General features: G+C 65.2%; 11 protein-coding genes. 5 read left to right on the forward strand and 6 right to left on the reverse strand.

The window, feature by feature from the left end; genetic code table 11:
* Positions 1–3: 3 nt before the first annotated feature.
* Positions 4–807, reverse strand: a complete 804-nt coding sequence (locus LQR33_RS07935) for an ABC transporter substrate-binding protein (protein ID WP_231468261.1) — start codon at positions 805–807, stop codon at positions 4–6.
* 183 nt (positions 808–990) lie between these two features.
* Positions 991–1,842 carry a prolipoprotein diacylglyceryl transferase gene (lgt, locus tag LQR33_RS07940; RefSeq protein ID WP_104946364.1) on the reverse strand — a complete coding sequence of 284 codons (852 nt, stop codon included), beginning with the start codon at positions 1,840–1,842 and terminating at the stop codon, positions 991–993.
* Positions 1,843–2,039: 197 nt separating this feature from the next.
* On the opposite strand from lgt, the gene ilvD reads away from it, so the two are divergent.
* Positions 2,040–3,896: a dihydroxy-acid dehydratase gene (ilvD, locus tag LQR33_RS07945; protein WP_231468263.1), complete on the forward strand. Its 1,857-nt coding sequence runs from the start codon at positions 2,040–2,042 to the stop codon at positions 3,894–3,896.
* A 154-nt stretch (positions 3,897–4,050) separates the two neighbouring features.
* Here ilvD and LQR33_RS07950 read toward each other — a convergent pair whose 3' ends face one another.
* The 3 genes from LQR33_RS07950 to LQR33_RS07960 all read right to left on the reverse strand — a co-directional run bounded on the left by LQR33_RS07950 (position 4,051) and on the right by LQR33_RS07960 (position 5,993).
* Positions 4,051–4,371, reverse strand: coding sequence for an SMR family transporter (locus LQR33_RS07950; RefSeq protein WP_021476982.1), 321 nt, complete (start codon positions 4,369–4,371; stop codon positions 4,051–4,053).
* Positions 4,368–4,709: an SMR family transporter gene (locus tag LQR33_RS07955; RefSeq protein WP_021476983.1), complete on the reverse strand. Its 342-nt coding sequence runs from the start codon at positions 4,707–4,709 to the stop codon at positions 4,368–4,370. The genes LQR33_RS07950 and LQR33_RS07955 overlap by 4 nt, the downstream gene beginning before the upstream one ends.
* Positions 4,710–4,898: 189 nt before the next feature.
* Positions 4,899–5,993, reverse strand: a complete 1,095-nt coding sequence (locus LQR33_RS07960) for an AAA family ATPase (protein WP_221667674.1) — start codon at positions 5,991–5,993, stop codon at positions 4,899–4,901.
* Between the two features lie 820 nt (positions 5,994–6,813).
* Between LQR33_RS07960 and LQR33_RS07965 the strand changes: the two genes are divergently transcribed.
* A complete protein-coding gene (locus tag LQR33_RS07965; RefSeq protein WP_231468265.1) occupies positions 6,814–7,887 on the forward strand; it encodes a hypothetical protein in 1,074 nt (357 codons plus the stop codon).
* A gap of 53 nt (positions 7,888–7,940) precedes the next feature.
* Here the strand turns inward: LQR33_RS07965 and LQR33_RS07970 are convergent, their stop codons facing one another.
* Positions 7,941–8,867, reverse strand: a complete 927-nt coding sequence (locus LQR33_RS07970; RefSeq protein ID WP_231468267.1) for a LysR family transcriptional regulator — start codon at positions 8,865–8,867, stop codon at positions 7,941–7,943.
* A gap of 172 nt (positions 8,868–9,039) precedes the next feature.
* Here LQR33_RS07970 and LQR33_RS07975 point away from each other — a divergent pair, with 172 nt between their 5' ends.
* From LQR33_RS07975 to LQR33_RS07985, 3 genes are all read left to right on the forward strand, one after another.
* Complete coding sequence (locus tag LQR33_RS07975; protein ID WP_231468268.1) at positions 9,040–9,741, forward strand: pirin family protein; 702 nt, start codon at positions 9,040–9,042, stop codon at positions 9,739–9,741.
* An 87-nt stretch (positions 9,742–9,828) separates the two neighbouring features.
* Positions 9,829–10,482 (forward strand): hydrolase, encoded by a 654-nt coding sequence (locus LQR33_RS07980; RefSeq protein ID WP_231468270.1) that lies wholly within the window; start codon positions 9,829–9,831, stop codon positions 10,480–10,482.
* 64 nt (positions 10,483–10,546) lie between these two features.
* Positions 10,547–12,427, forward strand: coding sequence for an amidohydrolase (locus LQR33_RS07985; RefSeq protein ID WP_231468272.1), 1,881 nt, complete (start codon positions 10,547–10,549; stop codon positions 12,425–12,427).
* Positions 12,428–12,476 lie beyond the last annotated feature (49 nt).

Below are 12,476 nucleotides of genomic sequence, written 5' to 3' on the forward strand. Positions count from 1 at the left end.
GAATCAGGCCGCGTCGCCGATCTTGAAGTCGCGCGGCAGCGGCGCCTTGGTCTTGGGGCCGAACCAGTGGTCGTAGATCTTGGCCGCGTCGCCGCTCTTCTCCAACTGCTGCAGCGTCTCGTTGACCACCTTGGTCAGCCGCGCCTCGCCCTTGGGCAGGCCGATGGCCTGGTATTCGCGGGTCAGCGTGAACGGCGCCAGCTCGTACTTGGCCTTGTCCGGCGCGTTGGCCAACAGCGCGGCCAGCTTGGAGCCATCCTGGGTGATGGCCTGTACGTTGCCGTTGCGCAGCGCGGTGAAGGCCAGCGGGGTGTCGTCATAGGCGACGACGGTGGTCTTCGGGTATTTCTCGCGCAGATACACTTCCTGGGTGGTGCCCTTGTCCACGCCTACGCGCAGGCCGGCCAGCTGTTCCGGCTTCTGCAGCGCGCCCTTGCGGACGATGAACTGCTGGCCGGAGGCGAAGTAGGGCAGGCTGAAGTCCACCTGCTTCTTGCGCTCGTCGGTGACGGTGAAGTTGGCGGCGACGATGTCGGCCTTGCCGGATACCAAGAGCGGCACGCGGTTGGCCGGGTTGGTCGGGATCAATTGCAGCTTCACGCCCAGCTTCTTGGCGATGTGCTGGGCCACGTCGACGTCCAGGCCGGAGATCTGGCGGGTTTTGGCGTCCAGGAAGCCGAACGGCGGGTTGCTGTCGAAGGCGGCGACGCGCAGCACGCCGGCTTTCTTGATGTCGTCCAGGCGGTCGGCCAGGGCGGCGGTGGAGGTCAGGGCAACGGCGAGTGCGACGGCGATGGTCTTTTTCATGGCGAGCCTTGTATGGTTGTGTGCCGATGTGAAGCGGATTGCCGCCATCTTACCCGAATGAATTAATATCCAGAAATTATAAAAAATTAGTTATATATTCCTGAATTTGTTTTAAAGCCAGCGTCTTCCGTTTTCAGGACGCAAAAAAGGCCGGGATGTCCCGGCCTTTCGCGTTGGAACCGCTCAGCCTTGCTTGCGGCGGCTGAAGAAGGCAAACAGCGCGACGCCGATGACGATCATCGGCAGGCTCAGCCACTGGCCCATGCTGATCACGTCCGATTTGCCGAAAATGCCGGCGTCCGGATTGCGGAAGTACTCGCTGATGAAGCGGGCCAGGCCGTAGCCGATCAGGAACAGCGCCGACACCTTGCCGGTGGCGCGCGGCTTGGCGCTGTAGATCCATAGCGCGCCGAACAGCACGATGCCTTCCAGCGCGAACTCGTACAGCTGCGACGGGTGGCGCAGCAGGCCGCCGTACTGCATCAGCATGTTCATCAGATCGGCCGATTGCTGCGCCTCGGCGATGTCTTCCATGCGTGCCTGCGGGAACAGCATCGCCCACGGCAGGTCCGGGCTGGCCACGCGGCCCCACAGCTCGCCGTTGATGAAGTTGCCGACGCGGCCGGCCGCCAGGCCCAGCGGCACCAGCGGCGCGACAAAGTCGGTCAGCTGCCAGAAGCCGCGGCCCACCTTGCGGCCGTAGATCGCCACCGCGATCAGCACGCCGAGGAAGCCGCCATGGAAGGACATGCCGCCTTTCCACACCATGAAGATTTCCAGCGGATGGCTGAAATAGTAGCCGGGCTGGTAGAACAGCACCTCGCCCAGGCGGCCGCCGACCACCACGCCGACCGCGCCGTACATCAGCATGTCGTCCAGTTGGGGCACGGTAAGCACGTCGTTGCCGTTTTTCAGGCGGTACTTGCCCATGGTGAGGAACAGGGCGAAGCCCAGCAGGTACATCAGGCCGTACCAATGAACGGCCAGCGGGCCCAGGTGGATGGCCACCGGATCGAACTGAGGATGAATCAGCATTTGTCAGTGATGTGCGTTTGCGGTAAAAGAAATGTGACGAGATTATACGGAAAGCGTTCCCCGCCGTCGCGCCGCTCACCCGCGGCGATGCGGCTCCCTGGTTGGTCCACCCGGCACCCGCGGACCAGCCGCCGCCAGCTTACCCTGCTGGCGTGACGGAATAGCGACCGGTTTTGTTTACAGATTAAGGATGCATCATGCCTCAATACCGCTCCCGCACTTCCACCGCCGGCCGCAATATGGCGGGTGCCCGCGCGCTGTGGCGCGCCACCGGAATGACCGACGCCGACTTCGGCAAACCCATCATCGCCATCGCCAACTCCTTCACCCAGTTCGTGCCCGGCCACGTGCACCTGCAGAACATGGGCCAGCTGGTGGCGCGCGAGATTGAAAAAGCCGGTGGCGTGGCCAAGGAATTCAACACCATCGCCATCGACGACGGCATCGCCATGGGCCACGGCGGCATGCTGTACAGCCTGCCTTCCCGCGATCTGATCGCCGACAGCGTGGAATACATGGTCAACGCCCACTGCGCCGACGCGCTAGTGTGCATCTCCAACTGCGACAAGATCACCCCCGGCATGCTGATGGCGGCGATGCGGCTCAATATCCCGGTGGTGTTCGTCTCCGGCGGGCCGATGGAGGCCGGCAAGGTGCAGTGGGGCAACGAAGTGCGCAAGCTGGACCTGGTGGACGCGATGGTGGAGGCCGCCAACAGCGCGGTGTCCGACGAAGACGTCGACCGCGTCGAGCGCTCCGCCTGTCCCACCTGCGGCTCCTGCTCCGGCATGTTCACCGCCAACTCGATGAACTGTCTGACCGAGGCGCTGGGCCTGTCCCTGCCCGGCAACGGCAGCCTGGTGGCCACCCACGCGGACCGGAAAGAGCTGTTCCTCAAGGCTGGCCGCCTGATCGTGGAACTGGCCAAGCGCCACTACGAGGGCGAGGACTATTCCATCCTGCCGCGCGGCATCGCCACCAAGGAGGCGTTCGAGAACGCGATGAGCCTGGACGTGGCGATGGGTGGCTCCACCAATACCGTGCTGCACCTGCTGGCCGCCGCCAGCGAGGCGGGCGTTGACTTCAAGATGGCCGACATCGACCGCATCAGCCGCGGCGTGCCCTGCCTGTCCAAGGTGGCGCCGGCGACGCAGAAGTATCATATGGAAGACGTGCACCGCGCCGGCGGCGTGGTGGCGATCCTGGCGGAGCTGGATCGCGCCGGCCTGATCCATCGCGACGTGCCCACCGTGCACAGCAGAACGCTGGGCGAAGGGCTGGAGGCCTGGGATGTGATGCGCCAGGCGGAGGACAGCGAAGCGCGCCGCTTCTACCGCGCGGCGCCGGGCGGCGTGGCCACCACCATCGCCTTCAGCCAGAGCATGCGCTATCCGACGCTGGACGACGACCGCGCCGACGGCTGCATCCGCGACAAGGCGCATGCCTATTCGCAGGACGGCGGCCTGGCGGTGCTGTACGGCAATATCGCTGAGCGCGGCTGCATCGTGAAAACCGCCGGCGTCGACGAGTCCATCCTCAAATTCACCGGCCGCGCCCGCATTTTCGAGAGCCAGGACGCGGCGGTGGAGGGCATTCTGGCCGACCAGATCGTCGCCGGCGACATCGTCATCATCCGCTACGAAGGGCCGAAGGGCGGGCCGGGCATGCAGGAGATGCTGTACCCGACCTCCTATCTGAAGTCCAAGGGTCTGGGCAAGGCCTGCGCCTTGCTGACCGACGGCCGCTTCTCCGGCGGCACCTCCGGCCTGTCCATCGGCCACGCTTCGCCGGAAGCGGCCGAAGGCGGCGCGATCGGCCTGGCGGAAGAGGGCGATACGGTGGAGATCGACATCCCCAACCGCCGGATTCATTTGGCGGTGCCGGACGAGGAGCTGGCGCGCCGCCGCGCGGCGATGGAGGCCAAAGGCCGCGATGCCTGGAAGCCGCTGGGCCGTAACCGAGTTGTCAGCCCGGCATTGCGTGCCTACGCGGCGATGACCACCAGCGCCGACACCGGCGCGGTGCGCGACGTGTCTCAGGTCGAACGCAAATAAAAAAGCGTAGGGTGCGTCACCCCGCTAGGGGCGACGGCGACACGTCGAAATAGAAGGGGAGGCCGAGCGCCTCCCCTTCCTCATGTTTCCAGGCGGGCCTGAAAATTTCGCCGCAGTCCCGTTCGGGACGGTGGAATTTTCGGGCCTGGCTGACTTATACCGTGGACAGCGTCACCACAGCCGCCGCGACGATGCCGATGCCGGCCCAGCCGATCGGCTTCAGTTTTTGCTTGTACAGCAGGCGGCCGCCGATGGCGGTGCCGAGAATGCCGATGGAGCCCCACAAGGCGTAGGCGATCGCCAGGTCCATGCCCTTCACCGCTTGGCCCAACAAGGCAAAGGCCAGCCACACCAGCAGGATGGCGCCTATGCCCCAGGCGCGGCGGCGGAAGCCGTCGGATTTTTCCAGCATCAGGTTGGCGCCCACTTCAATCAAGGCCGAGGCCAGCACGAACAAGAGGTATACGGTTTTCATGCCGCGGCCTCCTCGTCATGGGTTTCGCCCATCGTCACAAAGACCAGACCCAGCAGCGCGAGGCCCAGGCCCAGCACTTCCTGCGGCACCAGCTTTTCGCCGAATAGCCAGACGCTGACTGCGGTCAGGCCGACCAGGCCCAAACCTTCCCATACCGCGTAGGCGACGCCGACCGAGATCGCGCGCAGGGCGAGGGATAACAAGTAATAAGACAGGGCCAGCGCCAATGACATCCAGAGATAACCCAGATAGCCGCCGCTGCGGGCGGCGATCGCCATGAACGAGGTTCCGACGATTTCACAGACGATGGCCGCCATCAGGATCAGCCAAGCAACCATTAAAGGGGAGAAGAATTTTTTATACATAGTGTTCAATAAAATAAACAAGACAGGGGTAGGACCTTGACGTTATGGCCGGAGTTCCCCGCATATCGCGTTACTGGATTGGCATATGGGCGAAAATCGGCGAATTTAGCCAAAAAGAGCATGCAAAAAAGCCGCCTTGCGGCGGCTTGGGCGCTGCGAAGATCAGTCGTCCAGCAGCTGGGTTTCGCCGTCCTGCTGCGTGAGCTGAAAGGTTTTCAGCGGACGATGGCGGCGGATGCGTTCCGCCAGCTCCGGCGAGTGGCTGGTCACCCACAGCTGGCTGTGGCGGCTGGCTTCGGCGATCAGCCGCGCCAGCGCCGGCAGCAGCGCCGGATGCAAGCTGTTTTCCGGCTCGTTCAGCGCCATGAAGGCGGGCGGCCGCGGACTGAGCAGCGCCACCGCCAGACACAGAAAGCGCAGCGTGCCGTCGGACAATTCGGCGGCCTCCAGCGGCCGCAGCAGGCCGTCGCGCTGCATCAGCATCTGGAAGCGTCCTTGCTGCGTGTCCACCAGAAAGCGGCAGTCGGGGAAGGCATCTGCCAGCATGCTGTCCAGCAGCTCGCGGTCGCCGATCTCGACGATGGTTTGGAACGCGGCGGCCAGATTGGCGCCGTCGTGCGCCAGCACCGGCGAGCGTATGCCGACCTGGGGCGCGCGCAACGGCGAGCCGGGCCAGACGGCGAATTCGTGGTAGAAGCGCCAATTGCGCAGGGTTTCGCGCAGTTGCGACAGTTCCGGGTAGCGGTGGGGCTCGGCCAACTGGCCGAAGATGGACTCCTCGGCGCGCAGGCTGGCCGGGTAGCTGTTGCGCTCGCCCTCCACGCCGCAGAGAAAGGCGGCCTGGTTGCGGCGCTCCAGCAGCAGCGTGGAAGGCCGCCGGCCGTGTCCGGCCAGCCATAGGCTTTCCTCCTTCACCAGCGGGTCCAGCGAGAATAGGCTGAGGCTGGGTTCCGGATAGCCCAACTGCAGTTCGTAGTCGTAGTCGTCCAGGCGGGCGGACAGGATCATTCGCTTCGGCGCGCGCGCCTTGTCGCCGCGGCGGGCGCCGCCGGCCCACATCGCCTTCTGCGCGCCCCCTTCCTGGGCCAGAGCGGCGGACAGCCGGCCCTCCGCCGCCGCATGCAGCAGCTGGATGGCCTTGTACAAATTGGATTTGCCGCAACCATTGGGGCCGACGACGACATTGAGCGAGTCCAGTTCAAGCGTCAGCTTGCGTATCGAGCGAAACCCGGCGAGATGGAGACTGTGTATCGGCATGTGGAAAGGTTTGGGCGAAGGGAAGGGTTGAGACCGTACGGCGGGGATGGCGGTTCCTGGTCCGATGGATGGCGACGCCAGTCTGGGAGGGGGGGGCGAAAGTTATTGGGTATTGATCATTGTCATAATGCCGCAGCGCGATCCTGTTAGCATATGCCGGCGCTGTCAGACAGTAGGGAACTCGTCAAGCCGCGCGCGGTCCGTTCTGGTATTCCTCCCCACGCCTTTCCCCCAGCTTGCTCGGTTCACTTCGTGAAAAACCGAACAATACTGTCCGTTGAAGATTCGTTTTGTTTCGAAAATGAAATATCTGTTAAATGCATATGGAATTGATATATTTTCAATTATACAACAATGGCATTTTGATAGACTGCTGAGCATTGATGGAAAAGCAGCATCGCCGCTTGGATGACGGGCTGCGGGAGCGCGGTGATCCAGGTGGTTCATTGTGACGGAATGTCCGTATCGCAATGATTTTTAATATTTTCGGGGGTGTTTGTGTGACGAGCAGGCAAAAAAAATGCGCGGTGCCTTACGGCCCGCGCCAAGTCTACAAAGGAGAAATAGAGGAGAAACTATCAAGAAGCAATTGCTGCATCTCAACGAGAACGGATTATCCGGATTGCGGTACTGAGTGTCAACATGTGCGTTTTCGAAAATGTCGAGAAATGTAAGTTTTTGTCGCGCCTTGATACATTGCCAGCTGGAATGCCTGATTTTCCATTGCTTCAGCTCGTTGGCATGTCGCGTTTCCCTCCGCGCAAGAACGTGGCGGCTGTGCCACAATAGGCGTTTTCGATAGTTGCAGGATGTCAGCACCATGGACGCCGTCCGCCATATTCTTCCCGATCCGCGCCAGTACCACCCGCAGGTTTCCCTGACCAATCGCCTGATCCATCACGCCCAGTCGGTGCTGGACGCGCCGAATGCGGACGACCGCGAAATGTGGCGCCAAGGGCTGGCGGGCGCGATGGACGAGATGCTGCAGCGCCGCGAGCTGCTGTCCATCTCCGTCGCGCTGGCGATGGTGCCGTCGCAGGCCTGCTACCAGGTGGTATGGGATGCGCTGCGCCAGACCGTGGAGGGCGGGAGCGCCAATGTCGCGTTGTTCGCGCTGCCGCTGGTGCTGGTGGCGGGCAGCCGCGAGCAGGCGACGCTGCCGGCTGAAATCGCCGATATCGACGGCCTGAACGATCTGCTGCGCCGGCACGGCGTGTTCGCCGACGGCGACGCCGCGCTGGGCGGCGCGCTGCTGCACCCTGACAGCCTGACCGGGCTCGACGCCGTCAAGCTGTACGAGATGTCGCGCCAAGGCGCGGACGCGCGCGCCAGCTTGCCGAATCAGCCGGCGCCGATCACGGTGAAAGAGGAGGGCGTGTTCCTGCGCTATCTGCTGGGCGCGGCGATTCTGCGCGACGGCGCGGAGCCGCCGGTGAAGCTGGGCGGCTCGGTCGGCGCCTGGGGCATGCCGGTGATGAAGTTTCTCGGCGAGCAACTGAAAACCGACGGCGTGACGCTGTTCCCGATCGCCCGTCCGCCGCTGCCGGCGATGCAGGCGCTGGTGGCCGGCAATTTCGCCCGTTTCGAAGTGGCGCTGCAGGTGTTCGCCAGCAGCCAGATCCGCCGCCTGCGGGAGCTGGACAAGGAGCCGGTAGCCATCCTGTCCGCCCACGACAACGGCGAGCTGCATTTCACCTTGTCGGCCAAGGGCGACGATCGCAATTGGGAAGGCTTCGTCTGGCCGCTGGCGTCGCTGGACAACGTCAAGCTGATCGAAGAGAACTTCCGCGAACTGATGCGCGAATGCCATGTGCGCGATGTGCATGTGCTGCCGGAGCTGCAGCCGGAAAGCCGCGACGGCGTCCCGCTGTTTTTCACCGCCGACGATCTGTAAGGCGGCAGCCTCGCAATATCGGCCCCGCCTGGCGCGGGGCTTTGCTTTGCCTGTCAGCCGGCGGCGTCTTCCCTCCGCACCCAGGGCGCGCCGGCCAGCTTTCCCGCCAGATAGTCGATCAGCGCCTGCACGCGCGCCGGCCGTCCGCGTCCCGGCGGCGTCAGGATGTACAGCGCGATGGGGTCGACCTCCCAGCCCAGCATCGCCGCCTCCAGCCGCCCCGCTTGCAAGTCTTCCCAGGCCAGAAATTCCGGCTGCAAGGCCAGTCCCAGCCCCGCCCGCAGCGCCGGCGCCAGCGCTTCCGCGTTGTTGACGCTCAGCGCCGTCGGCATGTCCAGCGCGAACTCTCCTTCTTGAGGATGGCGGAAGCGCCAATGGCGGTTTGGCGCGTTGCTGTAGCGCAAGGCGCGGTGCCCGGTCAGTTGGCTCGGATGGACCGGCCGGCCGTGGCGTTCGAAATACGAGGGCGCGCCCACCAGCAGGATGCGCACCGCGCACAGGCGTCTGGCCAGCAGGCTGGAATCGGCCGGCGAGGCGATGCGCAAGGCCAGGTCCATCCGGTTCGCCACCAGGTCCACCTGTTCGTCGCTGAAGTGAAAATCCAACTCCACCTCGGGGTGGCGGGCCATGAATTCCGGCAGCAGGGGCGACAGGTGGGAGATGCCGAAGGACATCGGCGCGGCGACGCGCACCGTTCCGCGCAGGCTGCCGGACTGCTCGGCGACATCAGCCTCCACCGCCTCGCCTTCCGCCAGGATGCGCGCCGCCCGCTCCAGCGCGGCGTCGCCGGCCGCCGTCAGCGACAGCCGGCGGGAGGTGCGGTGCAGCAGCGTGGCCTTGATCCGCGCCTCCAGCCGCGTCACCGCCTTGGACACGGTGGCCTGCGATAGCGCGAGCTCCTCGGCCGCGCGGGCGAAGGAGCCGCATTCGGCCACTTTGGCGAAGATGGCCCAGGCTTCCAGATCGGGGAGTCGTTTCATGTTCTATGCCGGAAAAATCGGGACGGATGCCGAAGTCTATCAGTCAACTGCCAGGATGGCGCATTGATCATAATGAAAATAGAAATGATGCTATTCAATCTATTCCATTTTAATCCTGATATCGGCTGTTTATAGTGGCTACATCATTCTTCCGCCATCGCAGGAGCACGCCATGATCGAACATCGCCCCCACGCCAGCCTGGGCGCCGCCCGCCACGGCTGGCTCGATGCCAAGCACCATTTCTCCTTCGCCGACTACCGCGACCCGGCGCGCATGCACTGGGGCGCGCTGCGGGTGTGGAACGACGACACCATCGCCGCCGGCACCGGCTTCGATCCGCATCCGCACGCCGATATGGAAATCATCACCTATGTCCGCGAAGGCGCGATCAGCCACGAGGACAATCTGGGCAACCGCGGCCGCACCGAGGCCGGCGACGTGCAGGTGATGAGCGCCGGCAGCGGCATCGTCCATTCCGAATACAACCTGGAGCCGATCGCCACCCGCATCTTCCAGATCTGGATCTACCCGGACAGCCGCGGCGGCGAGCCGTCCTGGGGCAGCAAGCCTTTTCCCAAGGCCGACCGCTCCGGCGCCTTCGTCGCGCTGGCCAGCGGCATGGCCGGAGATGACGGCGCCTTGCCGATACGGGCCGACGCCCGGGTGCTGGGGGCCACGCTGAAGGCCGGTGAAAGCGCTGATTATCGGCTGGGTGCGGGCCGCAGCGGCTATCTGGTGCTGTCGGCCGGCTCGGCCCGGGTGAACGGCGTGGCGCTGCGGGCTGGCGACGGCGCGGCCATCCGCGACGAGGACATGGTCCGAGTGGAGGCCGGCGAAGACACCGAACTGATCCTGGTGGACACCCGGGAATGACACGCTTGGCGAGCAGCGGGGCGGCGGCCCCCACTGACGCCCGTCCCGCTAACCGGCCGCCGGCATATTTACAATGGAGAAACCGTGATGAAACCGACCGCAACCGCCGTACCCAGCCCCTTGCTGCTGACCCCGCGCGACCACACGCTGATCATGATCGACTACCAGTCGCAGATGGCCTTCGCCACCCATTCCATCGATATGCCGACGCTGCGCAACAACGCCGGCCTGGTTGCCAGCGCCGCCGCCGGATTCGGCGTGTCCACCATCCTGACCACCGTGGCGGAGAAAAGCTTCTCCGGCCCGATGTTCGATGAAGTGACCGCGCCGTTCCCGGACTTGCGCATGCTGGACCGCACGTCGATGAACACCTGGGAGGACGCCGCGGTGATCGCCCGCGTCAATCAGATCGGCAAGGGCCGCATCGTGCTGGCCGGCCTGTGGACCAGCGTCTGCATCGTCGGCCCGGCCTTGTCCGCGCTGGATCAGGGCTTCGAAGTCTATGTGATCGCCGATGCCTGCGGCGATATCTCGGCCGAGGCGCACGAGCGCGCGATGCAGCGCATGGCGCAGGCTGGCGCGCGGCCCATCACCTCGCTGCAGTACCTGCTGGAGCTGCAGCGCGATTGGGCGCGCGCCGACACCTATGAGCTGACCACCGGCATCGCCGCCAAGCTGGGCGGCGGCTACGGCCTGGGCATCCGCTACGCCAAAACCATGTTCGGTGGCCACGAAGGCTGATCGCCGCGCCGCCGCCGGCAGCATGCGCTTTCCGGCGGCGGCCAATATTCCGGGAGAAACCATCATGGCTACCGCCGATGTGATTTTGCGCAATGGCCGCATCGCCACGCTGGACAGGCGCAAGCCGCTGGCCGGCGCAGTCGCCGTCAAGGACGGCCGCTTCCTCGCGGTGGGGGAGGACCATGAGATCATGGCGCTGGCCGGCCCGGCCACCCGCGTGATCGATCTCAAGGGGCGCGGCGTCTTGCCCGGCCTGGTCGACAACCACACCCACCTGGTGCGCGGCGGCCTCAACTTCAATATGGAGCTGCGCTGGGACGGCGTGCGCTCGCTGGCCGACGCGATGGACATGCTGCGGCGGCAGGTGGCCGTCACTCCCGCGCCGCAATGGGTGCGGGTGGTGGGCGGCTTCACCGAGCATCAGTTCGTAGAGAAGCGCCTGCCCACGCTGGACGAGATCAACGCCATCGCGCCGGACACGCCGGTTTTCCTGCTGCATCTGTACGATCGCGCTCTGCTCAACGGCGCGGCGCTGCGTGCCGTGGGCTATGGCCGAGACACGCCTGCGCCGCCGGGCGGGGAGATCGTCCGCGACGGCAGCGGCAATCCCACCGGCCTGCTGCTGGCCAAGCCCAACGCCGCCATCCTGTACGCGACGCTGGCCAAGGGCCCCAAGCTGCCGTTCGACTACCAGCTCAATTCCACCCGCCACTTCATGCGCGAGCTGAACCGCCTGGGCGTGACCGGCGTCATCGACGCCGGCGGCGGCTTCCAGAATTATCCGGACGATTACGCGGTGATCCAGCAACTGGCCGACGCCGGCCAGATGACGGTGCGGCTGGCCTACAATCTGTTCACCCAGAAGCCCAAGGAGGAAAAAGAGGATTTCCTAGCCTGGACCGGCAGCGTCCGCTACAAGCAGGGCGACGATTATTTCCGCCACAACGGCGCCGGCGAGATGCTGGTGTTTTCCGCCGCCGATTTCGAGGACTTTCGCCAGCCGCGGCCCGACATGCCGCCGGAGATGGAGGGCGAGCTGGAGGAGGTGGTGCGCATCCTGGCGCAGAACCGTTGGCCGTGGCGGCTGCATGCCACTTATGACGAAACCATCTCCCGCGCGCTGGACGTGTTCGAGAAAGTAGACCGCGACATTCCCCTGCAGGGGCTGAACTGGTTCTTCGACCACGCCGAGACCGTTTCCGAGCGATCGATGGACCGCATCGCCGCGCTGGGCGGCGGCATCGCGGTGCAGCACCGGATGGCTTACCAGGGCGAGTACTTCGTCGAGCGTTACGGCGCGGCGGCGGCCGAGGCGACGCCGCCCATCGCCCGCATGCTGGACAAGGGCTTGAAGGTGTCGGCCGGCACCGACGCCACCCGCGTCGCTTCTTACAATCCCTGGGTGTCGCTGGCCTGGATGATCACCGGCAAGACTGTCGGCGGCTTGCGGCTCTACCCGCAGCGCAACTGCCTGGACCGCGAAACCGCGCTGCGGATGTGGACCGAGAACGTCGCCTGGTTCACCAACGAGGAGGGCGGGCGCGGCCGCATCGAGGTTGGCCAGCTTGCCGATCTGATCGTGCCGGACCGGGATTTCTTCGCCTGCCCGGAGGATGACCTCTCCTTCCTGGTGTCGGAGCTGACCATGGTGGGCGGCCGCATCGTCTACGCCGCCGGCGCCTTCGCCGAGCTGGACGACAACTCCTTGCCGCCGGCGATGCCGGACTGGTCGCCGGCGCGGACCTTCAAGGGCTACGCCGCCTGGGGCGATCCGCAAGGCGCCGGCCGCCATTCGCTTCATCGCCAGGCCTCCGCCGCTTGCGGCTGCGCCAACGCCTGCGGCCTGCATGGCCACCAGCATGCGCGGGCCTGGGGCGCGGAGCTGCCGGTATCGGACGCCAAGGGCTTTTTCGGCGCCTTGGGCTGTTCCTGCTGGGCGGTGTGAGAGGCGCGGCGGAGCCTCGGCGAGCTTGCTTCACGTTAAGGTTTCGTTC

It is taken from the genome of Chromobacterium piscinae (genome assembly GCF_021129175.1).
GTDB classification, from domain to species: Bacteria; Pseudomonadota; Gammaproteobacteria; order Burkholderiales; family Chromobacteriaceae; genus Chromobacterium; species Chromobacterium piscinae.

Coding starts and splice junctions, on each gene's coding strand:
- LQR33_RS07960 (WP_221667674.1), bottom strand. CDS start 5,993: ATGCCGATACACAGTCTCCATCTCGCCGGGTTTCGCTCGATACGCAAG.
- lgt (WP_104946364.1), bottom strand. CDS start 1,842: ATGCTGATTCATCCTCAGTTCGATCCGGTGGCCATCCACCTGGGCCCG.
- LQR33_RS07965 (WP_231468265.1), top strand. CDS start 6,814: ATGGACGCCGTCCGCCATATTCTTCCCGATCCGCGCCAGTACCACCCG.
- LQR33_RS07955 (WP_021476983.1), bottom strand. CDS start 4,709: ATGGTTGCTTGGCTGATCCTGATGGCGGCCATCGTCTGTGAAATCGTC.
- LQR33_RS07935 (WP_231468261.1), bottom strand. CDS start 807: ATGAAAAAGACCATCGCCGTCGCACTCGCCGTTGCCCTGACCTCCACC.
- LQR33_RS07950 (WP_021476982.1), bottom strand. CDS start 4,371: ATGAAAACCGTATACCTCTTGTTCGTGCTGGCCTCGGCCTTGATTGAA.
- LQR33_RS07975 (WP_231468268.1), top strand. CDS start 9,040: ATGATCGAACATCGCCCCCACGCCAGCCTGGGCGCCGCCCGCCACGGC.
- LQR33_RS07980 (WP_231468270.1), top strand. CDS start 9,829: ATGAAACCGACCGCAACCGCCGTACCCAGCCCCTTGCTGCTGACCCCG.
- LQR33_RS07970 (WP_231468267.1), bottom strand. CDS start 8,867: ATGAAACGACTCCCCGATCTGGAAGCCTGGGCCATCTTCGCCAAAGTG.
- ilvD (WP_231468263.1), top strand. CDS start 2,040: ATGCCTCAATACCGCTCCCGCACTTCCACCGCCGGCCGCAATATGGCG.
- LQR33_RS07985 (WP_231468272.1), top strand. CDS start 10,547: ATGGCTACCGCCGATGTGATTTTGCGCAATGGCCGCATCGCCACGCTG.